Origin of the sequence: Moellerella wisconsensis, from assembly GCF_022592395.1 — a bacterium.
Classification (GTDB): Bacteria; Pseudomonadota; Gammaproteobacteria; order Enterobacterales; family Enterobacteriaceae; genus Moellerella; species Moellerella wisconsensis.
In genome coordinates, this window is record NZ_CP093242.1 from 1,318,574 (window position 1) to 1,341,280 (window position 22,707).

Below are 22,707 nucleotides of genomic sequence, written 5' to 3' on the forward strand. Positions count from 1 at the left end.
TTAGTTTATAAATTTTTCTCAGGGGTAAGCCAACAATGAAAATTAATGATCGTGTTTACGTTAAAACCGACGGAGAACATATTCGCCAAGGGACCATACTACTGATAGAGCCGTTTAGTGAAGGTAATATGTATTTAGTTTCGTTGCCTGATTATCCCGGTGGTATTTGGTTTTTTAATGAAAAAGAAGGCGAAGAGGGTATTTTCGTTACGCCGATTGATAATGAAGCTGAATAGAAATTAGTGTCTATCGATGATTTTTAGCTTTACTTATGCTAAATCCGCTCATATACTTCAGGAAATTTTGTTTTGGAGAATAATACTTGGACAGTCAAAGTTGTCATATAACAGCTTATTTTTAAGGCAAGCCAGTAATTCTCTATTGATTTAACTGCTTGCCACTCGGCGGGCAGTACCTTTCTGAATTCCAGTTAGTACTCCCTAAAATATATATTCTATCTCTAATGATGGAGCTTATCTGCTATTGGTTTATTTGCAGTAAAGTTTTACGGGACGATTGTTATGCTGTGCTATCTCCATACTAGTATCCACTCCAATATCTATACCAGCCATACCTTGTTTCCTCCGGGCATTGACGCATAGCCACTGAATAATTTTATTTAGGTTTTGCTGTGTGCACAATTTTGCTGCACATGATTATTAATCCATTATTGGATGGAAAAGTCATGTTATTAACTCCATATATTTTAAATCTTATTGCTGCTATGTGTTTAGGCGCATTGATTGGGGCTGAGCGCCAATGGCGTCAGCGTATGGCGGGATTACGTACTAATGCGCTGGTAGCAACAGGCGCTGCGGTATTTATTTTAAGTTCAGTAACAACCTCACCGGACAGTCCGGGACGTATTGCTGCTCAAGTTGTTTCCGGAATTGGTTTTTTAGGGGCTGGAGTAATTATGCGAGAAGGCATGAATATTCGCGGCTTGAATACCGCTGCAACACTGTGGTGTTCTGCGGGAATTGGTGTGCTATGTGGTTTAAGTCAATATGGATTAGCCACTGCCGCGACGTTAATTATTTTATGCGCCAATATCTTATTACGTGAAGCAGCGCAACGAATTAATAAACAACCAGTCCAGCAAGCTATTGATATAGAGCAATGTTACAAGATCCATGTTACTTGCCATCAGAATGATGAAATTTTAGTTAGAACTTTGATATTACAAGCTTTAAATGGACTACATATTCGATTACGTTCATTAAGCAGCAAAGATATGTTACAACCAGAGCGATTAGAGGTGAGAGCTGAAGTACTTGCGACGCCTGCCGAGCAGAAGGAAATTGAAGCCTTAGTTTGTCGAATTAGTATTGAAAAAAGTGTCAGTGCGATTAACTGGAAAATCGCATCGGAGCTTCCTGCATAGAAATTATTTGTCCCATTAACAGGAGATTTAAATGGACGATCACCCTCCATCGAGGTGTATAAACAGCGCTATCTGACTGAATTATAGATAATATTCAAAGCTATTTTTCAGTCAGAGAGTAAAGCAATGACGTTACATTATGCTGATAATGTAAAAGCCTGAGTTTGAGATTATGACTGAAAAAAAAGCTAAAGAGCGTAGCTCAGCTAAACGCACCCGCAGATCATTCATTGTGGGAGAGCAAGCGATAAAAAGTTTAGAGCAAACACTCAACGACTATCATACTAATTTGTTGGGTTTAACTGATACAGATGCACTTGATCGGTTAATTTCGACTGGCGAAAATGAGGTTGCCCATGAAAAGGTCCCTCCTGCATGGAAACAATTTTTAGCTGCATTTAATAATCCATTTATTTATGTACTAATAATCTTAGCTGCTATCAGCTTTATTACTGATTATTATATTCCCTCATTAAGTAATGAAAATATTGATTTAACCGGGGTTATTATCATTATAACTATGGTGTGCCTCAGTGGATTATTACGTTTTTGGCAGGAATATCGGACCAATAAAGCTGCTGAAGCATTAAAATCCATGGTAAGAACAACAGCGACAGTATTACGTCGAGAGAAAAACGCAGGTAAATCAATCCGTAAAGAAATCCCAATTAAATGCTTAGTCCCGGGGGATATCGTACTATTGTCTGCAGGAGATATGATCCCCGCTGATCTACGACTGATAGATTCTCGAGATTTATTTATTAGCCAAGCTATTTTAACTGGCGAATCTATCCCGATTGAAAAATATGATACTTTGGGTGAGATCAAAGCTAAAAATACAGAACCACTATCTCATGGTCAGTCTGAGTCTGAATTACTAGAATTATCAAATATTTGTCTGATGGGAACTAACGTAAGTAGTGGTACGGCTCGAGGGATCGTGGTTGCAACGGGCGCTGATACTTATTTTGGTTCATTGGCTAAATCGATTATTGGAACTCGAGCACAAACGTCATTTGATCGTGGTGTTAATAGTGTAAGTTGGTTATTAATCCGTTTTATGATGATTATGGTACCGATTGTTTTGCTAATTAATGGTTTTACTAAAGGCGATTGGTTTGAGGCAACGCTATTTTCATTAGCGGTTGCTGTTGGATTGACACCTGAAATGCTGCCGATGATTGTTAGTTCAAACCTGGCTAAAGGTGCAATTGCGATGTCTAAACATAAAGTCATCGTTAAGCGATTGAATGCTATTCAAAATTTTGGAGCCATGGATGTATTGTGTACCGATAAAACGGGAACATTAACTCAAGATCGTATTATATTAGAGCATTATCTCGACAGCATAGGCAATGAGAATCAGACTATTTTACATCTAGCGTGGTTAAATAGTTTTCATCAAAGCGGCACAAAAAATATGATGGATCAGGCTATTATTCGCCGTGGGCGAGGCAAAAAAGCTATTGAAGCATTGTTGCCAGCATATTATAAACTCGATGAGTTACCTTTTGATTTTATTCGTCGCAGATTATCGGTTACTGTCAGTACGGGAGAAGGGAAAAACTTATTAATATGTAAAGGTGCTGCGGAAGAAATGCTATCCGTTTGCCAAACTTATTCCATTAATGGTGAATGTCGAATGCTTGATAAACAAGCTAAGACAGACATTATGGCATTAGTTAATCGTTATAATCGGGATGGGTTTAGAGTGTTATTATTAGCTACTCGTCCGATGTCTAACGAGGAGATAAAATTACCACTTACGGTAGCTTCAGAACAGCATCTTGAATTACAAGGTATATTAACTTTTCTTGATCCAGCCAAAGAAAGTGCTATTTCTGCAATTACAGCCTTGCGTGAAAATGGAGTCATGGTAAAAGTCTTTACAGGGGATAATGCAGTAATTACTGAAAAAATTTGTCGTGATGTAGGTATTAATGTTGGTGTTATTCTAACAGGTTCTGAAATAGCAGATATGCCTGATGAGGAATTAAGTCAAAAAGTCGAGCAACATAGCGTTTTTTGTAAATTAACTCCATTGCAAAAATCGAGACTATTAAAATTATTACAAGCTAATGGCCATACTGTCGGTTTTTTAGGGGATGGAATAAATGATGCTCCCGCATTAAGAGATGCAGATGTGGGTATTTCAGTGGATACAGCAACTGATATTGCTAAAGAATCAGCAGATATTATTTTATTAGAAAAAGATTTAATGGTATTAGAGCAAGGAGTTATTAAAGGAAGAGAAACTTTCGGTAATATTATTAAATATCTCAATATGACTGCTAGTTCAAATTTTGGTAATGTATTTTCTGTATTAATAGCCAGTGCTTTTATTCCATTTTTACCGATGCTAGCTATTCAATTATTAGTCCAGAATTTATTATATGATATTTCTCAATTGGCATTGCCATGGGATAAAATGGATAAAGAATTTTTAAAACGCCCACGTAAGTGGGATTCTAAAAATATTGGCCGCTTTATGCTATGGATTGGGCCAACTTCATCTATTTTTGATATTACAACTTTTGGGTTAATGTGGTATGTTTTTCAAGCTAATACTCTGGCTGGAGAATCATTATTTCAGTCAGGTTGGTTTGTTGAAGGGTTATTATCTCAAACATTAGTTGTACATATGTTGAGAACTCAAAAAATACCCTTTATTCAAAGTACTGCTGCATGGCCTGTGTTATTAACGACCATAATAATAGTTACTTTAGGGATATATTTGCCTTTCTCTCCATTTGGTCCATTGATTGGCTTACAGCCTTTACCATTAAGTTATTTTCCATGGTTAGTATTGACATTAGTTAGCTATTGTCTAGTTGCTCAATTAATGAAACGTTATTATATAAAACGATTTAATACTTGGTTGTAAAATACACAAAAAGCAGCAACTACGCTGCTTTTTTTTGTGTTTAATTACATTGTTTAGTTAAGTTTGTCTTTTTACATTTTAAATATCGATAATAATAAAACATCTAACGATATACTTCGTACAAAAAAGAGTTGTTTTTATCAATAGGTTATTTAATGGTAAATAATTATCCATAAGATTTAATAATAAATGACGACTATTTTTGATATAAAATCCGCCCTTAATTAACTAGCCTATAGTCATTGATTTATAAAGCTAATATTGTGGGGTTTTACTATATTTAAAAATAATAAAGACATTTAATTTAAATTAGAGAATTAATATTTTTGATAAATAAAACACCTATTTTTTAATAAGAGAAAAATAATGAATACTGCAGAGCTTCTTAAACAAATTTATGATATGAATTTATCCTACTTACTTTTGGCACAACAATTGATTAAAGATGAAAAATCATCAGCCATGTTTAGGTTAGGAGTTTCAGATACTATGGCTGCTACATTATCAAATTTATCTTTAAGTCAATTAATTAAATTGGCAGAAACCAACCAATTTATTTGTCAGTTACGATTTGCTAGTAATGAATTAATTGAAAAACTAACTAAAGATTCGAGAGTTGACGATTTACAGCAAATTCATACCGGTATTTTATTATCAACAACTTTACATCATGATTTATTGAAAATAAAAACAGCAAATAAAAAGCGAGCATAAAGTGGTAGTAAAAAGTATTGTTCAAGAAGCTAAAGATATCACCTTAGCAATAGATCTAATTAAGTTAGGTGCTAGATTACAAATGCTAGAGAGTGAAACACAAATAAGTCGTGGAAGGCTGATTAAATTATACAAAGAATTAAAAGGCTATCCGCCACCAAAAGGAATGTTACCCTTTTCTACAGATTGGTTTATGACTTGGGAGCACAATATTCATTCCTCGATGTTTTATAATATTTATTATTATTTAACTCATAGTGCAAAGGAAACTGGTATTGATGCAGTGATCAAATCATTTAAACTTTATTTGGAACAATGCCCTGCAGTTGAAGGTGAAGAGCCTATTTTAGGTTTAACTCGTGCATGGACATTAATTCGTTTTATTGACAGTAATTTATTACAGTTATCAGCTTGTCGTTGTTGTAAAGGGCATTTTGTTACTTATGCGCATCAACCTATTAATAGCTTTATTTGTAGTTTATGTCAGCCACCGTCACGAGCGATAAAAAGACGTAAACATTCGCATAATATTGCCGATGTTGATCTACAGGTACTGAATTTCTCTTCTCAATATACGATGTAAAAAGACAATGTACAGGAATGATGAGCATTCCCGATAATTCAGGCCTATCCCGTCATTTATGTTTTATAAGGAATGTCATGTGTTTGTATTTTTAGGCTATTTATGTGTAGTTGGTGCTGTTATTGGCGGATATACACTTGTCGGCGGACATTTAGCAGCATTATATCAGCCTGCCGAATTTTTAATTATTTTAGGTGCAGGTATTGGCGGCTTTTTTGTGGCAAATAATGGGCGGGCAATAAAAGCAACGGTCAAAATTATCCCTAAACTTATTGCTAATTCTAATTACAATAAAGCTTTATATATGGACTTAATGGCTTTACAGTTCAGAGTTATGACTAAAGTACGTATTTCTGGTGCAATATCGTTAGAAAAAGAAATTGATGATCCTAAAAATAGTGAAATATTTTCGCATTATCCTCGATTACTTAAAGATCAAAATTTGATGACATTCTTATTAGATTATTTACGTTTAATTGTCACTGGAAATATGAATGTTCATGAAATAGAAGCATTAATGGATGAAGAAATTGATACGTTTGAACGTGAAAGTGATATTCCTGCAACGAGCTTAGCCATGTTAGGAGATTCATTACCAGCATTTGGTATTGTGGCCGCGGTTATGGGCGTTGTACATGCGCTAGGTTCGGCGGATCAATCCGCGGTAGAATTAGGTATTCTAATTGGTAATGCAATGGTTGGAACCTTTGTCGGGATCTTATTAGCTTATGGATTTGTATCACCATTATCTAATTTAGTGCGCCAAAAAAGTCATTTACAAATAAAAATGATGGAGTGCATTAAAGTGACATTGCTGTCTTATCTTTCTGGATATGCACCACAAATAGCCGTGGAGTTTGGTCGGAAGACGTTATTTTCAGATGATAGGCCTTCATTTAGTGAATTAGAAGAGCATGTCAGAAAAGTAAAAGTTTCTTCTTCTGCCAATAATTCTTAAGATTGATACCGATGAAAAATAATAAACCAACAATTATTATAAAAAAAAGGAAATCGCGCGGAGGCCATGGTGGTCATCATGGCGGCTCGTGGAAAATTGCGTATGCTGATTTTATGACCGCAATGATGTCTTTTTTTCTCGTCATGTGGATTATTTCAATTTCTAGTCCGCAAGAAATAAAAATGTTAGCCGAATACTTTCGTATACCAATTAATGCCTCAATCCATGATGGGCAACAAATGGGTGATACTGAAAATTTTATTCCTAATGAGATTAAAGGTGATTTTTATCAAACGATGGAAGATTTTTGGGCTAATAACGAAGGTGTTCCTGATGATGAAGAAGAACGTTTTCATAAATTACAGAATGATTTAGAGTCAATCATTGATATTGATCCGCGCTTAAAAGAGATGAAACAAAATCTGCTGATTGAGTTAACTGAGGATGGGCTACAGATCCAAATTACCGATGGTAAAAATAGACCGATGTTTGCCTCTGGTAGCGCATCATTAGATATTAAAATGCAGAAAACGTTGTATGCACTTGCTCCGGTCATTAACAGCTATCCTAATCGTGTAAGTATTTCTGGGCATACGGATAACCGACCTTTTTCTAATATACGTGGATTATACAGTAACTGGGAACTTTCAGCCGATCGAGCAAATACTACGCGTCGGGCATTAATTAAAGCTGGCGTCGATGATGTAAAAATATTACAGGTAATAGGCATGGCATCGACCTTACCTATTAGCGCAGATGGTGGGGCTGCGGAAAACCGTAGAATTACTATTATTGTATTAAATAAAGAGACTGAAGAGCATATTTTAAAGCGACAAATAGCCATACAAAAAAAGAATGCTATTTAATCAGTAAAAAGTGAACCATAGATAAAAATATACCCGGAATAGTCTAATTTGCAGGTTAATTCCATTTTTTACTATTTCGGGTATAAATTATCACTAATTGATATCTTATTGAGCGCCTTCTATAGCAGCTTTCAATTGTTTCATTGTATCGATACCTTTTTGACATTCTACATCTTGCTGAGCCTTCGGTAATGCAGCAATCTGTTTTTTACCTTCATTTAATTGTTCTTGCATTGCGTCTAGCTGAGCTTTCGTCCGTGGGTCTTCAGAGGCTTTAGAGATCATTAAATCGACATCATTGAAATAAGCATTACAGGTCTCAGTTGCGCCCGCAATTTGCGATTTATTTTCTTCTTCTGAACATGCGGTAATGGTCAGTGCTAATAAACCTAAACCACAAGCTAATAATACTTTTTTCATAATTCATCCTATTTTAAACTGTTATTTATATATTTCTACTAAGTATATAAGTGTTATGAACAGGATGAAACGTTAATAAATCCTAAATCATCTATTTATTAGGCGAAAAATAAAGCAGGATAATTTAAATTATCTATTTTTATTTTTAATAACAGAAAAATGAGATTAAATAGACTTAATTTTTTCATTAGGCTAAATTAATCCTTTAATATGTTATTTTTGTTATCAAAACTTATTCTTAACTTTCAATAATTGAAGATGCTAATAAACCCTATTTTATGCATTTTTTCCTCTCTTTGATCTAACTGATTTATGTGATCCTTACACGCCTAATGGTTAAATTTAGTCGGTAACATAGTGATATGTCAGAAAATAGTGATGTAGAAAAAACAGAAGAACCGACCCCCCAACGGAAAGAAAAAGCACGAGATGACGGACAAGTTTTACGCTCACGAGAGCTGAGCTCTTTTTTGATGATGTTGAGCGGTGGCGCTTTTTTTTGGGTCGGAGGAGATTATCTCATTGATCAATTATGGATTGTATTAGCCGAAAATTTGGTTTTTCAACGTGAAATTTTAGTTCATTCTGATTTGTTACCGCAAAAAATTAAGCATGGTTTAGAACATACAATGAAAGGATTATTACCGATTGTAGGTGGTTTAATGATTATTGCCTTTATTGGACCTGCATTATATGGCGGTATTTCATTACCTAAAAAACCACTTAAATTTGATTTAAAAAAATTAAATCCATTCTCAGGATTAAAGCGAATGTTTAGCCAAAATATGTTGGCTGAATTATTTAAAAATATATTAAAGGTTAGTTTAGTTCTAACTGCCCTATATTTTATTATTATTTATAATTTCTCAGCGATTAATCAACTTGTTACTCGACCATTGCAATTAGCATTATCATCTGGTTTTAGCATGGTACTTTTAATGGTATTCATGGTTATTTTTATTACTGTCCCGATGATTGGTTTTGATGTTTATAACCAATTTAGAACGCATATGAAAAAACTACGGATGAGTAAACAAGAAATAAAAGATGAATATAAACAGAGCGAGGGTGACCCGCAAATTAAAGCCAGGCTACGTCAACAACAAAAGGAAATGTCACGGCGGCGTATGATGTCAAATATTTCACAAGCTGATGTCATTGTGACCAATCCGACTCATTATGCGGTGGCATTACAATATGATCGCCAAAAAATGAAAGCGCCAAAAGTTCTGGCAAAAGGACGAGGCCTGATGGCAATAAATATTAAACAGCGAGCCGCAGAACATCAGATCCCTGTATTAGAAGCACCGCCTTTAGCGCGTGCATTATATCGGCACAGCGAAATTGATCAGGTAATCCCAACAGAGTTATATGCCGCAGTGGCTGAGGTTTTGGCCTGGATATATCAATTAAAACATTGGAAACGGCGTGGAGGATTAAAACCTCAGCAGCCTATTAATTTACCGGTGCCTCGCGCACTGGATTTTGCAGAAGAGAAAAATACACATGGTTAACCAGACCTCGCGATGGTCATTACCTGGCGCAATATCAAAAAAACGGTGGCAAATATTAGCCGGACCGGTACTTATTTTATTGATTTTATCAATGATGATCTTACCGCTCCCGCCTATTTTATTAGATTTCTTTTTTACTTTTAATATAGCGCTGTCAATTATGGTGTTATTAGTGGCTATGTTTACTAAAAGCACCTTAGAATTTGCCGCGTTTCCGACCATTTTATTATTTTCAACGTTACTGCGCCTCTCTCTAAATATTGCGTCTACTCGGATTATTTTGATGGATGGGCATACTGGAGGCGGTGCAGCGGGAAAAGTTGTTGAGGCATTTGCTTCTTTTCTAGTGGGGGGAAACTTTGCTATTGGGATCATCGTTTTTATTATTCTTATTGTGATTAATTTCATGGTAATAACTAAAGGAGCAGGACGTATTGCCGAAGTTGGTGCACGTTTTGTTCTCGATGGAATGCCCGGAAAGCAGATGGCGATTGATGCTGATTTGAATGCCGGAGTCATTGATGAACATGAAGCTAAAACTCGTCGCAAGGAAGTAACCCAAGAATCTGATTTTTATGGTTCGATGGACGGCGCCAGTAAATTTGTCCGCGGTGATGCTCTGGCTGGATTGCTGATTATGGCGATTAATATTATTGGTGGCTTAGTAATAGGTATGGCGCAGCACGATATGGCGGCGGGCGATGCAGCAAGTGCTTATACTCTGCTGACCATTGGTGATGGCCTAGTAGCACAGATCCCAGCATTGATTATTTCCACCGCTGCCGGAGTCATTGTAACTCGAGTTGCGACAGATCAAGATGTTGGTGAACAGATGGTAAGCCAACTATTTGATAATCCTAAAGTATTAATGCTTACTGCTGGCGTTTTAGGCATGCTAGGCTTAGTCCCGGGTATGCCGAATACTATTTTCTTACTATTTACTGCGGTACTTGGTTTTTTAGGTTGGAGGCTATTTAAACGTGGACAACAATCCTCGCAAACTGATGATTTTGAACAACCTACTCTTGAATCTGCCTATAAGCCAACAGAAGCCAGTTGGGATGATGTGCAACCTGAAGATCCTCTGGCGCTTGAAATTGGTTTTCGTCTAATATCTTTAGTTGATCAAGCTCAAGGCGGCGAATTATTAAATCGAATTGGTGGTATTCGTAAAAAATTCGCCAAAGAAATGGGTTTTTTACCTTCAGTTGTGCATATTAGTGACAGTATGTCATTGAGTCCGGAAGGTTATCGAATTTTAATTAAAGGTGCAGAAGTCGGGCGAGGTTTATCCTATCCGGGGAAATGGATGGCAATTAATCCCGGTGGTGCCGAAGCTGAGCTAGAGGGAATAGCAACGGAAGAACCCGCATTTGGTTTACCTGCTGTGTGGATTGATGAAGCTCAAAAAGAGGAAGCACAAGTCTTTGGCTATACCGTGGTTGCCGCCAGTACAGTAATAGCGACACATTTTAATCATCTGTTAAATTTACATGCCAGTGAATTATTTAGTCGCCAAGAAGCACAACAATTATTTGAGCAGATAAGTAAAACCTTGCCGAAACTGACTCAAGATTTTATGCCTGATATTATTTCGTTAACTTTATTCCATAAAGTATTGCAAAATTTATTAAATGAGCAAATTCCTATTCGCGATATGCGGACCATTATTGATACATTATCGGAATATGCACCAGAGCAGAAAGATGTTAATGAATTAACGGCGATTGTACGCGTGGCATTAAATCGGGCAATTACTCAGAAGTATTTTTCTGATAGTAAAGAATTACAATTAATAGGTTTAGGGCAGGGAATTGAAAATATGTTAATGCAGGCATTCCAATCCGGTAGCAGTATTGAACCGGGATTAGCCGAAACTTTAGAGCAGCAAGCATTAGCCGCGATGCAACAGCAGCAATTAGCCGGTTTACCAACAGTATTAGTAGTTAATCATCCATTGAGATCATTACTTTCGCGTTTTTTACGCCGTACATTGCCTCAGTTAACGGTATTATCGAGTCTCGAATTGGTGAATGATCGTCGAGTGCAAGTGACGGCACAAATCGGTAATTGATAGTTATTTAAATCAAGATAATGGCTCAATAACTTTCTTTTTAATAGATAATTAAATAATTATTGTTTTGCATTGATCTAATTATAAATAGCTTATTTTGAGGTAAGCTAGATTAGTCCCGTTCATTCGGATATCGCTCAGCAGATCGATAAGCGAATTAGCGGGAATTTTTTTATCAAATACAGGTGCTGGTTGTTTTTTGCTCAATGATGGGTAAGCTGCATGGGGATGCTCTCACAGTAAGTTATCCACAGCCCTTTCGAGGAATTATCCACAGAAATTGTGAGCTATTTCTTTTGAAGGGGATTTTAGGAAGATGTATAGAAAAAGCCAAAGCAATCGATTGTCTGAGATGATATTTACCTACGATACGGATAAATGATATCTAGTAGTCATCATTAAGATTCATAAAAGTGAATAATATCAATGGATAATGGTGATTTTTCTCGTTGCCAGCTAATAAGTTAGGTTACGTTTTATTAAACAAGTCAATGACCACTTATATAATATAAGCGGTTATTGAGAGCATATTTTAATTTTTAGCCAAATTTATGGATTAATTATTACTGAATTATTTAATAAATAAGATGAGTTATACTTTAGATTCATAACGTTTGTGGATAAGTGGTTGGGTATAACCCTGCTCACCATAATATTCAGGCAAATAATGAGGGGCTAAAAAATCAAGTTTATATTGATTAAGCATCATTCTAGCTTCGAGTAATAGACCATTATGATGATTTGTTGTTTGTAATCGAGTTAATTTATTTTGTAGCTGCTGTTTGATTATCGTTTCTTTGCTGCTTGAATCCGTAGGAATTAATTGAGCTTGTTTTAAACGATATTGAATAGTTTCTATCAGACGACGTTTTTTTTCAGCAATAGATTGCAGTGAGCTGGGGGTTAAATGCGCTTGCGAGAGAAGTGTGTTTTCTTGCAATAATACCGCCTCTAATTGCCCCAGATCTTCGGTGAGTGATTGGTGAAACGAAAGAAAATCATTATTCATCGATTTATTTATTTATTTTAAGATCTAAAATAGTTTGATTAATTAATTTATCTGCAATTTTTTCTGCTTGGATAGTAAAACTGCCATTATTAATCGCCTGCTTAATACGCTCTATTTTTTGTTGATTAATATCTTGAGAATCTTGCTGTAAGTGACGTGCATCCTCAGTAATAAAAACCGAGTTTTCTTGTTTGAGGTTTTTCACTTCAGGCTGAAATTCGCGTACGGTCGCGACTTTATTGCGTTGCTCATCAGGCTGATAGCTTTTGATAGATGACGCTGAGGTCAGTGAGTTTGTTTTGTTAATTGTCATAGTAATATCCCTGTTATCATATGATATAAATTGCTACATCTAGATTAACGGCAGAGAAAATCTAAACTTTAGTCTAGCAGGGATAAAATCGTTGCCATGCCCTGATGGCTAGCTATAGCGGTGATTATACGGCCGTTATTCATACGAACCCTTACGCTTTGTCCTGTGGTCGCATTATTTAGTGCTTGTCCTGTCGCGTTAATTTGAAATTGTTGGCCTGATGTACTTACGGTGATGGTTTGTCCTGCTTGAATAAGCCAAGGTTTTCTGAGCATGGTATGAGTTATTGGGCTATCTTGAGGTAATGAGTATAAGCTTACTTGGCCATCCCAAGCCGATTTTTGGCGTATGACCCCGCTGGGTAATCGATTGATTAATCCTCTTTTTTTGGTCAGCATAGTGATTTTTAATACGCTATTCTTCGCCACTTTCTGTTTAGTTACCCAATATCCCCCTGTGACTTGTACTTCAATTTGAAGATAATATTTTTTTTCATTACAGCGAACAGGTAAAGTTAATTTTCCCCAAGGTATTTTATAGAAAGTGCGTTCTATAAAAAATCTATCGCAGTGGTTAGGAAATCCCTGCGAATTATTGATATGAACCTTGACTGAATCTTGCGCTAGATTTAATTGTTCAAAATATTCGGTAGCTAAATCTTTCAGCGAGTTATTTTTTAAATAATCGCTGTTTAACACATATTCTTGGGCATAAATATCTGTGGTTAAAACCAGCAAACAAAATGAGACTAATTTAATCAATATTCTCTCCGAGAGCTTATTTTTTCATGATATTTATCATATTTAAGTTTACGTTTTTTCCCTTTTCTAAATAGTGATAAATAAGCCCAAATATCATTCTTTTTCTATCATTTACTATTTTTTATTCGCGCTAAGCTAACGCCAAATTAAATTCAACTCATCTAAGAGCTGGTTATGCTGCGCTATTATTTTACTATCATTTTACTATCAAATAGTTCGGAACAAATAGTTCGGAGCAAATAGTTTGAAGCAAATAGTTTGAAGCAAATAGCCCAGATAGTGAGCCCTTAGAAAATATAACAAACATTATTTTTGCTGACTTCTTAATCTATGAGTCAGGTTAAATATATGTAAGGAAGATGATGCTCGATAAACTCGATGGGATGCTTGGTTTTCAGCAACGAGCTGTTGCATTAAGGCATCAACGCCAAACTATATTGGCAGCCAATATTGCTAATGCGGATACGCCTGGTTATCAGGCGCGCGATATTAATTTTAGTCAACAGTTGCAAAATAAACTGCAGGCTGGTGCCGCTAAATCGCTGACGTTAGCGGTGACTTCGTCTCAGCATTTAGCCTCGGCACCGATGTCACCATTAGAAATGGATTTGCTGTATCGCGTGCCTTATCAAGCTTCTTTAGATGGCAATACCGTGGAAATGGATATTGAAAAAAGTAATTTCGCAGATAACACACTGAAATATCAGGCAAGTTTTACTATGCTTAATGGCCAAATTAAAAAAATGTTAGCGGTTTTACAATAGGACAAGATGATGGCTTTATTATCAATTCTCGATATTAGTAGTTCGGCATTAGTGGCGCAATCTCAACGCTTAAATATTAGCGCGAGTAATATGGCGAATGCCGATAGTGTTGCCGATATGAATGGCAATCCTTATCAGGCCAGACAAGCAGTTTTTCAAGTTAAGCCTGATTATCAGGGCCATATTGGTGGTGTTGAAGTTAAACAGATTATCCGTGATGCGTCACCTTTTCGGTTGGAATATCAGCCGGGACATCCATTTGCTGATGCTAATGGTTATTTACGCAAATCTAACGTTGATGTCGCGGCCGAAATGATTAATACCATATCTGCCTCCAGAAGTTATCAAGCCAATATTGAAGTGATGAACACGTCTAAATCGTTATTGCAAAAAACGTTAACGTTAGGGCAATAAGGAAAAAATATGGGAATTGCTGCAAGTATTAATGAAGTACGAAGCAATGGGCATATTGGCGAGTCAACTCAAAATAATAAAGCCGTAAAAGAAGAATCTCTCGAGCAGAATTTTCTCAATATGTTATTGACCCAATTAAAAAACCAAGACCCCACTAATCCCATGCAAAATCATGAGATGACCTCTCAGATTGCACAAATTAAAACGGTTCAGGGAATTGAAAGTTTAAATCAGACAGTTAATAACTTAGCCGGAAAAATAGAGTCGAAAAAGTATTTGGATGCTATCGCCTTAAAGGACAAAGACGTAATGTTTAGAGGAAACAGTATCACCTTAGGGCAGATGACTGCCGAGGGTCGAGACAATATTCTATCTCAGCCTTTTGGTTTTGAACTGTTTTCTCCAGCCCAACAGATTATGCTCACTATTGAAGATAAACAAGGAAATGTAGTTCAGCATATTGAAGAAGACCTTCCTATGAGCGCAGGTGTTTATCATTATCGCTGGAATGGCGAAGGGCTTGATGGCAGCGTACATCCACCGGGTAAATATACTTTTTCAATTACGGCTAAAAATGAAAATGGAGTCATTGCAACGGTTCCATTAATGCATGGCAGAGTCAGTTCCGTCAGTAATAACGCGCAGGGCACACAATTAGCCGTGGGCTTTAATAAAACTATCTCATTGGATGAAGTCCGAGAGATCTTATAACTGAATATTAACATAAGGAAAATGTATGGCTTTTTCTCAGGCAATTAGTGGATTAAATGCGGCGTCCAGCCATTTAGATGTGATTGGTAATAATATTGCCAACTCAGGGACTTTTGGCTTTAAAAGTGGCTCTGCTACTTTTGCCGATATGATGGCCGGTTCAGGGGCTGGGCTTGGGGTTAAATTGGCAGGTATTGGGCAAAATTTTAACGACGGTATAGTTACTGGAACCGGTAAACCGACCGATTTGGCTATTTCAGGTAACGGCTTTTTCCGTATGGAACACTCGAATGGGAATGTATTTTATTCGCGTAATGGACAATTGACCAAAGATACTGCTGGTTATTTAACCAACGTTCAAGGTTTGAGACTCTCTGGGTATCCGGCGACAGAAATAAACGGCGTGATGACGTTACAAAAAGGAGCTGCGCCCACTGCGATTAAGATCCCAGCAGAGATGATGAATGCGAAAGCCACGGATAAAATTGCGCTATCTGTAAATTTAAATTCCAGTGAAACCGCAATTGATAATGGCACAATATCTTTTAGTACCGCAAATACTGACAGCTATAACTATTCTACACCGATGACGACTTATGACAGCTTGGGTAATAAGCGCGATCTACAAGCTTATTTTGCACGTCGTCCAGCGACAGCAGCGAGTAGTGAAACTAAGTGGAATGTTTATGTGGTTGATCCCGCTAGCAGCGCAGCACCGACAGCCAGCGAATTATATTTTAATCAGCAAGGCAGATTAGTTAGCGGCAAGCCAAGTTCCATGGATTTCACTTTGGAAGGTAATAATGGCTCTGCAACTAATCAAATTAATATTAATTTTGCTAATACGGTGCAGCAACGGGTTAATGCTTCTAATGTTAATAGTTGCACACCAAACGGTTACTTAGCCGGTCAATTTAACTCTTTTGCTATTGAGCCGGACGGCAGCATCGTAGCCAAATATTCTAATTCAGAAAAACAGATTTTGGGGCAAGTTGTATTGGCTAATTTTGCTAACCCGAATGGATTGGAATCTAAAGGTGAGAATGTCTGGTCTGAAACCGGTGTTTCTGGCGGCCCGTTGATTGGTTCGGCGGGAACGGGATCACTGGGTAGCTTGACCTCAAGCGCTTTGGAAGCGTCGAACGTAGATATGGGCAAAGAGTTAGTAACTATGATAGTGGCTCAACGTAATTATCAATCGAACGCGCAAACTATTAAAACCCAAGACCAAATGTTACAGACCTTAGTCAGTCTGCGTTAATCAGGTAGGTAATTGATGGATCGTGTAATTTATACCGCGATGGGCGGTGTACAGCAGGCATTATCTGCTCAAGCTATTGTGGGTAATAATTTAGCCAATGTCTCAACGAATGGATTTAAAGCGCAATTAGCTGCCGCGCGTACGGTTGAAGTCACCGATCCTCACGGGCAAGCCACGCGAATGTTTCCATTAAGTTCGACACCGGGCAGCGATAATCGCGCGGGGCCGATTAATTTTACTGCGCGCTCATTAGATGTTGCGCTCAGTGATGGAGGTTATTTACTAGTACAACTTGAAAATGGCCAGCAAGCGTTAACCCGCAATGGCAATATTCAAGTCTCCGCTGAGGGGCAACTGACCATTAATGGTCGCCCGGTGATGGGGGGGGGTGCTGAAATTCAAACACCGCCAAATGCGCAATTATCCATTGCGTCGGATGGCACAATAACCGGTTTTTTACCCACTGAGCCGCCAACAAAACTAACTCAGATTGGCAAGTTGCGCTTAGTAACTGCGAATTCTGAAGATTTGGTGCGTAGTGATCAGGGGCTATTTACACTGTCACCGGCAGCGTTAGCCCGAGGTGCACAGATTGAAGACAGCAATAAAATCAAACTGGTAAGTGGCGCATTAGAAGGCAGTAATGTAAATGCGGCTGAAGCTATGGTTGCCATGATAAGTAATGCACGGGCATTTGAGATGCAAATGAAAGTAATTAATAGCGCAAATGAAAACGCCCAGCGTAGCCATCAATTATTATCAATAAACTAATTACTACAAGCAAATTATAGCGTTAATTAATTAGCTAAAATATAGGAAGTAAAATAATGATCCGTTCATTATGGATTGCTAAAACCGGTCTTGATGCTCAACAGACCAATATGGATGTGATTGCCAATAATTTGGCTAACGTAAATACCACCGGATTTAAACGCCAAAGAGCGGTGTTTGAAGATTTAATGTATCAAACCGTTCGCCAACCTGGGGCGTTATCGTCGGAGCAAACTACTTTACCATCGGGATTGCAAATCGGTACGGGGGTCAGAACTACCGCGACTGAACGTGTTCATAGCCAAGGGAATTTATCTCAAACTGATAAATCCACCGATATCGCGATTAAAGGCGATGGTTATTTTCATATTCAACTGCCTGATGGTTCTGATGCTTATACTCGTGATGGATCGTTTCAGATTGATCAAAATAGTCAATTAGTGACTGCCAGTGGTTTTGTGATCACACCGGCAATGGTTATCCCTGATGGTGCTGATAAAGTTGAAATTAGCCGTGATGGAATTGTTAGTGCTACCTTAGCTGGCAGCTCTGCCTCTCAGCAAATTGGTCAATTGACATTGACGACATTTGTTAATGACGCCGGTTTAGAAAGTATGGGTGAAAATATGTACCTGGAAACTAACAGTTCAGGTGCACCAGTTGAAAATTCACCGGGCATTAATGGCTCAGGGTTTCTCTACCAAGGTTATGTTGAGACATCGAATGTTAATGTAGCACAAGAATTGGTTAGTATGATCCAAACTCAGCGTGCATATGAAATAAATAGCAAAGCGATTACAACGTCAGATCAGATGTTGCAGAAGTTAACCCAGCTATAAATTCATTCCCTCTAATTTTGAAAAAAGTAGCTAAGAGTGTACTGCGGTTATTATCTGAATAACCGTTGCACTCTTTTTGCTTATATTAAGGAAAGATTACTGCAATGTGGCGTTTTATTATTCTCATTATGGTTATAACAGCGGGGGGATGTGCGTATATCCCTAAAAAGGCATTGGTTAATGGCCCAACTTCCGCTCAACCAGCGGCAGCGATAGAGCATATTAATACCGGTGCAATTTATCAATTAAGTCAGCCTGTTTATTATGCTTATCAACCTTTATTTGAAGATAGGCGACCCCGGAATGTCGGCGACACGTTGACGATTACGTTACAAGAAGATGTCAGTGCTAGCAAAAATTCGTCGGCCAATGCAGGGAGAAACGGTAAAAGCAGCTTTAGTGCCGGGATTACGCCTAAGTTTCTAAAAAAATTAATTGCAGGCGATACGGTCGATATGTCGATGGAAGGGCAAAGTGAGTTCGGAGGCAAAGGAGGCGCTAATGCCAAAAATACCTTTAAAGGCACAATTACGGTTACGGTGATCCAATTATTGGCTAACGGTAATTTACGCGTGGTGGGTGAAAAGCAGATTGCGATTAATCAAGGAACCGAATATATCCGTTTTTCGGGCGTGGTGAATCCAAGAACCATCAATGGAAATAATACGGTGAACTCGATGCAGGTTGCAGATGCGCGCATCGAGTATGTTGGTGATGGCTATATTAATGAAGCGCAAAATATGGGTTGGCTACAGCGTTTCTTTTTAAATGTTTCTCCTTTCTAATTAGGAAATCTCTATGCGTAGCTTTGCGATTTTATCGACGCGAAATGGTGTAGTTCCACATTGGATGGACGGAAGCCGCTGACCTAATTATTAATAGAATAGAAGGTGTTATCGAAAATAAGATAGTTACTTATGACTTATTATATCAATATAAATACAATAACCTATTGAAATATGGTTTATTTTTCGATTGGGTTATTAAGCGAGTGTAATTAATAATATTATAAAATTAATAACGGAAACTAATCAGTTCCCGTTTGTTTTTCGTACAATTTAAATCTTCCCCAAAACCCCACCAAAACCCCTCTCCAAAACCGAATAAAAATTAAGCGATTTATACCGCAATAATTTGCCAATCTTTACCGCGATCATCGTTATATTTATCAGTCATTTTTTGTGATTTGTGTCCGAGTAATCTTTTGGTATCTAACCCTTGTTCTCGATAAAGTCTTTCAGATAAAGATCTTTGTTCATGAAAGGTTGGCGCCGTTCCTTTTTCCCATGTTATGCCGCACTTATCTCTGGCTTTTTTAAATGTAGTAGTTAATGTACTGGCTGTGACTTGTTCACCGCGTTTAGCTTGGGAGGTTGTATGACGATAATGGACCATATATTTACTAACAACAGCGTCTCGGCATTTGGCGATCACTTGTCTTAATGTCATATCAATGGCGTCACATTTAATTGATAATGGTATTGCTAGTTTTGATCCTGTTTTTTCTTGCTCAATATGAAGCATGTCATCCCAAACATCTGAGAATTTCATTTTGACTATATCACCAATTCTCTGCCCAGTTACAAGTGCCAAAAGCATTCCGTATTGTAAATAAGGCGGGTGATTTTCAGCTTGTACATAAATAATTTTCCATTCTTCAAATGTCAGTCGCTCCCGCTTGACTTTATTGCGTGGCTGTTTTGTCGCAAGGGCAGGATTATAACCAGGTGGAACATGTCCAGCATGCTGAGCTTCTTTAAATACATCGATTAAAACCATGCGTACGACCTGAGCCATTCTGTCATGGCCCAATGCTTTTACTGAATCAATTATTTTTGCTATTTCTAGAGTCGTAATATCTTGAAGTGAAAATAATCCGCAGTGTTGTTTAAATAAATTTAATGGTTTTATTTTCTGTTTATATGAATTAAGTTTTAATTCACCTAAATCAACACGCTCTTTTTGTATTTCTAAATACTTATCTATCCAGTTAGTAACACTGATACCAATCTTTTTATTTTTAATATTTGATAACCGGTCATTAATACTTAAAATCTGTTTTGTTTGTTGTTCGGCAATTATTGTATTTGCTTGTGAAGCAACTAATGCAGCTTCCTCGGCGTCCGTGCCGAGGCTGTGGAATATTCCGGTTAAAGGGTGTTTATACTGCCAGTAAACTTTACCATTACGTTTATCTAATTTTCGGTATAGATTGGGAACGGTAATATTATGAGTGCGCGGTCTTGCTGCCATTTGATAGGATCCTTAATAATTTATCGCTTGCATTACTCGGTAATTGCGGTTTGGATGTAATTCCAACCCAGCGAGAATCACGATCTACCATCCATTTCTTACCGACTTTTTGCGCCGGCGGTACCATCATGTTAGCTTTTGCGTATTTCAGCAATGCTTGCTTGCTGGGTGCATCTTCACCAAATTCCAATCTTGCCCACGCTTCTAGAGACACCATTCTAGACATAATCACCTCCACACATCTGCCGCATACAGATTTAAAATTAAATATCGTCGTTAACTGGTTTAATCAAATGCTGGTGGATAATAGGTGCATATTTAGCCTGATGGACTGCATCAGCTCAGGCATTATGCTGCTTACCAGCAAACTTGAGTATTTTGATCTAGCGCGTATCATTTCTGAGTTAAAAATAATTCCGCGCTCTTTCATATCAGCCACCTATGCGTGTAGCAGTTCTAATGCGTTCATAAACCTCACTAGCTTGAATACGTTCATCACCAACATCACAGGCGCAGAAATATTCAAATGCAGCTTTTTCAGCTTCTTTATGTGCTCTGAGAAATTTTTCTTTTAGTTTTGCCACATCAGGCCTTAGCCATGAACAAACAGGTCCGTCTTCTGATTCAAAAATACCGCCGATAAACCAACCATCACCGTGAGGTTTGCTAGGCACCCATCCTGAAATATCACACTGGCCATCTTCAAAATAGAGTTTGAATGTTGGGTGGCTTTCATCAATATCGCCATCCATATAGACATTACAGATTTTAAGACAGTTGTTATCAAACCATTGTTTTAAATATTCACCGTCTTCACTTACAGGAATTTGAGAGTGAGCCCAGTAGCCAAGTTCATCGCGTTCTACTAATTCAGGTTTAATAGACATAATTAAATACCTTTATTTACTTCAATTGATTTATAGGCAGACTTCATTTCTTGATAAAGTTCTTTTCCTTCACCTGCTTCGTAAAGCTCTTTCCATTTATCCCAATTATCGATAACAGCAGACCACTGAGGTGAACATGCTTTCATTTCATGTAATTGGCTTGCTAGCTCTGGCACTGCTTCCAGTAATTGAATGCAGCGACCTAAATCAGCACCATCCCAAGGGTAATGATGTGGAGCGTTAAATTGACCAGAAAGAACGGAGGCCATATATTTTGAACTCGCCCCTACATCATCACTAGCAAGCCACGCAGTAAGACCCATACCTTCAGAAGCTTTAACAAGCGGCTTTTTGAATTCATCACAAACCAAATTTGCAGCCTTAATAACGGCATTCATATAACGAGGTTCAGCAGGTATGCCGGGGATTTGATTTTCTATTTCAGCCAAAATAGCAGAAATTAAATTAATTTGGTTAAGCTGCATAATTCACGCCCCCGTTATTAATAATCATTGCTGTAACAAAGATCTGCTGGTGATTCATCCCAAACTAATAAGCTACCGCCGTAATAGAGGTTCATAATTAACTTATCGAAAGTGGAATATGGTTTTATTATGCTCTTACCTAAGACATTATTTTTCACCTTACCACTAAATAACTCATATACCTGATGACCGTCATGTAAAAGTAATTCGCTTTTATAACCATCAATACGCACGTCGGTGAGAAAGAGTTTATAATCACAGCTATGCTCACCTATTGAGCGATATGAAGATCCTGCTTCTTCTGGGTGTAAGCTAACGCGAATAAATCCATCACGTTCATCATCAATAAATACTTGCGGACAATCCCAGTTACTTTCTATGGCATCACTAGCATTGTCTTCAATAAACGCCTCCCATAGCTCAGATGCTTTTATGTATTTAGGGCATTCAGCGTCACTAATAAAATCTTTGGCCAAAGAAGTGATTTTTTCCTGCAAATCAGCTTCGATACCTGAGTTTTCCCAAGATTCACGTATTTTAGTAACAACTAATGTGTTGTATTTTTTTAAATCAACCATATCTTCTATGCTGGTAGGTAAGGCGTTTTCCATTGCCTTTTTAAATGATTTACCAAAATCGCCATAGGAACGAAAAGCATCATCAACAACACTTGTGAACAAGTTGGTAATACCTTTATCAATAATTTCTACGGCTTGTTCGCTATTTGCAAACTCAACGCAACGCTGAGTTAATAATTCACTTAATGTTAGTTCTTTCGACATAATTAATACTCCACACAAAATTTAGATAATAAAAATCTGTCTCTTAATAAAGAGAATTAA

25 protein-coding genes are annotated in these 22,707 nt (G+C 37.4%); 16 read left to right on the forward strand and 9 right to left on the reverse strand.

The annotated features are described in order from the left end of the window. Window positions 1-35: 35 nt before the first annotated feature. The 7 genes from dsrB to motB all read left to right on the forward strand — a co-directional run bounded on the left by dsrB (window position 36) and on the right by motB (window position 7,389). Entirely contained in the window at window positions 36-236 is a 201-nt protein-coding gene (dsrB, locus tag MNY66_RS05770; protein ID WP_047256816.1) for a protein DsrB, read from the forward strand. A 449-nt stretch (window positions 237-685) separates the two neighbouring features. Continuing rightward, window positions 686-1,384, forward strand: coding sequence for an MgtC family protein (locus MNY66_RS05775; protein WP_053908762.1), 699 nt, complete (start codon window positions 686-688; stop codon window positions 1,382-1,384). A gap of 172 nt (window positions 1,385-1,556) precedes the next feature. Next, window positions 1,557-4,268: a magnesium-translocating P-type ATPase gene (mgtA, locus tag MNY66_RS05780; RefSeq protein ID WP_047256817.1), complete on the forward strand. Its 2,712-nt coding sequence runs from the start codon at window positions 1,557-1,559 to the stop codon at window positions 4,266-4,268. Between the two features lie 366 nt (window positions 4,269-4,634). Further along, complete coding sequence (gene flhD / locus MNY66_RS05785) at window positions 4,635-4,982, forward strand: flagellar transcriptional regulator FlhD (protein WP_047256566.1); 348 nt, start codon at window positions 4,635-4,637, stop codon at window positions 4,980-4,982. A 1-nt stretch (window position 4,983) separates the two neighbouring features. Beyond that, window positions 4,984-5,565, forward strand: coding sequence for a flagellar transcriptional regulator FlhC (gene flhC, locus MNY66_RS05790; RefSeq protein WP_047256567.1), 582 nt, complete (start codon window positions 4,984-4,986; stop codon window positions 5,563-5,565). 79 nt (window positions 5,566-5,644) lie between these two features. Beyond that, on the forward strand, window positions 5,645-6,523 hold the full coding sequence (gene motA, locus MNY66_RS05795) for a flagellar motor stator protein MotA (RefSeq protein ID WP_047256568.1): 879 nt from the start codon (window positions 5,645-5,647) through the stop codon (window positions 6,521-6,523). 11 nt (window positions 6,524-6,534) lie between these two features. After that, a complete protein-coding gene (gene motB, locus MNY66_RS05800) occupies window positions 6,535-7,389 on the forward strand; it encodes a flagellar motor protein MotB (protein WP_052956405.1) in 855 nt (284 codons plus the stop codon). 105 nt (window positions 7,390-7,494) lie between these two features. On the opposite strand, the gene MNY66_RS05805 is transcribed toward motB, so the two are convergent. Next, window positions 7,495-7,809 (reverse strand): DUF5339 domain-containing protein, encoded by a 315-nt coding sequence (locus tag MNY66_RS05805; protein ID WP_047256569.1) that lies wholly within the window; start codon window positions 7,807-7,809, stop codon window positions 7,495-7,497. 362 nt (window positions 7,810-8,171) lie between these two features. On the opposite strand from MNY66_RS05805, the gene flhB reads away from it, so the two are divergent. Together flhB and flhA are read left to right on the forward strand one after the other, a co-directional pair. Further along, window positions 8,172-9,323 carry a flagellar biosynthesis protein FlhB gene (flhB, locus tag MNY66_RS05810; RefSeq protein WP_047256570.1) on the forward strand — a complete coding sequence of 384 codons (1,152 nt, stop codon included), beginning with the start codon at window positions 8,172-8,174 and terminating at the stop codon, window positions 9,321-9,323. Further along, a complete protein-coding gene (flhA, locus tag MNY66_RS05815; protein WP_241501663.1) occupies window positions 9,316-11,397 on the forward strand; it encodes a flagellar biosynthesis protein FlhA in 2,082 nt (693 codons plus the stop codon). Before flhB ends, flhA begins: the two co-directional genes overlap by 8 nt. 592 nt (window positions 11,398-11,989) lie before the next feature. Here flhA and MNY66_RS05820 read toward each other — a convergent pair. From MNY66_RS05820 to flgA, 3 genes are all read right to left on the reverse strand, one after another. After that, window positions 11,990-12,406, reverse strand: coding sequence for a hypothetical protein (locus MNY66_RS05820; protein ID WP_047256572.1), 417 nt, complete (start codon window positions 12,404-12,406; stop codon window positions 11,990-11,992). A gap of 4 nt (window positions 12,407-12,410) precedes the next feature. Then, entirely contained in the window at window positions 12,411-12,719 is a 309-nt protein-coding gene (flgM, locus tag MNY66_RS05825; RefSeq protein ID WP_047256573.1) for a flagellar biosynthesis anti-sigma factor FlgM, read from the reverse strand. Between the two features lie 68 nt (window positions 12,720-12,787). Then, complete coding sequence (gene flgA, locus MNY66_RS05830; protein ID WP_241501664.1) at window positions 12,788-13,480, reverse strand: flagellar basal body P-ring formation chaperone FlgA; 693 nt, start codon at window positions 13,478-13,480, stop codon at window positions 12,788-12,790. Between the two features lie 362 nt (window positions 13,481-13,842). Between flgA and flgB the strand changes: the two genes are divergently transcribed. From flgB to MNY66_RS05865, 7 genes are all read left to right on the forward strand, one after another. After that, window positions 13,843-14,244 carry a flagellar basal body rod protein FlgB gene (flgB, locus tag MNY66_RS05835; protein ID WP_047256575.1) on the forward strand — a complete coding sequence of 134 codons (402 nt, stop codon included), beginning with the start codon at window positions 13,843-13,845 and terminating at the stop codon, window positions 14,242-14,244. A 9-nt stretch (window positions 14,245-14,253) separates the two neighbouring features. Next, window positions 14,254-14,658, forward strand: coding sequence for a flagellar basal body rod protein FlgC (flgC, locus tag MNY66_RS05840; RefSeq protein WP_047256576.1), 405 nt, complete (start codon window positions 14,254-14,256; stop codon window positions 14,656-14,658). A gap of 9 nt (window positions 14,659-14,667) precedes the next feature. Beyond that, complete coding sequence (locus MNY66_RS05845; RefSeq protein ID WP_047256577.1) at window positions 14,668-15,369, forward strand: flagellar hook assembly protein FlgD; 702 nt, start codon at window positions 14,668-14,670, stop codon at window positions 15,367-15,369. A gap of 25 nt (window positions 15,370-15,394) precedes the next feature. Further along, on the forward strand, window positions 15,395-16,630 hold the full coding sequence (flgE, locus tag MNY66_RS05850) for a flagellar hook protein FlgE (RefSeq protein ID WP_241501665.1): 1,236 nt from the start codon (window positions 15,395-15,397) through the stop codon (window positions 16,628-16,630). A gap of 15 nt (window positions 16,631-16,645) precedes the next feature. Beyond that, a complete protein-coding gene (locus MNY66_RS05855; protein WP_047256579.1) occupies window positions 16,646-17,401 on the forward strand; it encodes a flagellar basal body rod protein FlgF in 756 nt (251 codons plus the stop codon). A 56-nt stretch (window positions 17,402-17,457) separates the two neighbouring features. After that, complete coding sequence (gene flgG, locus MNY66_RS05860) at window positions 17,458-18,240, forward strand: flagellar basal-body rod protein FlgG (protein ID WP_047256580.1); 783 nt, start codon at window positions 17,458-17,460, stop codon at window positions 18,238-18,240. A 104-nt stretch (window positions 18,241-18,344) separates the two neighbouring features. Beyond that, on the forward strand, window positions 18,345-19,025 hold the full coding sequence (locus MNY66_RS05865; protein ID WP_082120820.1) for a flagellar basal body L-ring protein FlgH: 681 nt from the start codon (window positions 18,345-18,347) through the stop codon (window positions 19,023-19,025). Window positions 19,026-19,359: 334 nt separating this feature from the next. Here the strand turns inward: MNY66_RS05865 and MNY66_RS05870 are convergent, their stop codons facing one another. From MNY66_RS05870 to MNY66_RS05890, 5 genes are all read right to left on the reverse strand, one after another. Next, window positions 19,360-20,493 carry a phage integrase Arm DNA-binding domain-containing protein gene (locus tag MNY66_RS05870; RefSeq protein ID WP_241501666.1) on the reverse strand — a complete coding sequence of 378 codons (1,134 nt, stop codon included), beginning with the start codon at window positions 20,491-20,493 and terminating at the stop codon, window positions 19,360-19,362. Beyond that, a complete protein-coding gene (locus MNY66_RS05875; protein WP_241501667.1) occupies window positions 20,468-20,719 on the reverse strand; it encodes an excisionase in 252 nt (83 codons plus the stop codon). The genes MNY66_RS05870 and MNY66_RS05875 overlap by 26 nt, the downstream gene beginning before the upstream one ends. Window positions 20,720-20,924: 205 nt before the next feature. Further along, entirely contained in the window at window positions 20,925-21,380 is a 456-nt protein-coding gene (locus MNY66_RS05880; RefSeq protein ID WP_241501668.1) for a hypothetical protein, read from the reverse strand. A 2-nt stretch (window positions 21,381-21,382) separates the two neighbouring features. Then, the gene (locus tag MNY66_RS05885; protein WP_241501669.1) at window positions 21,383-21,865 is read right to left on the reverse strand and encodes a hypothetical protein; all 483 of its coding nucleotides are present in this window, start codon (window positions 21,863-21,865) and stop codon (window positions 21,383-21,385) included. 17 nt (window positions 21,866-21,882) lie between these two features. Beyond that, complete coding sequence (locus MNY66_RS05890; protein WP_241501670.1) at window positions 21,883-22,647, reverse strand: hypothetical protein; 765 nt, start codon at window positions 22,645-22,647, stop codon at window positions 21,883-21,885. Window positions 22,648-22,707: the final 60 nt, after the last annotated feature.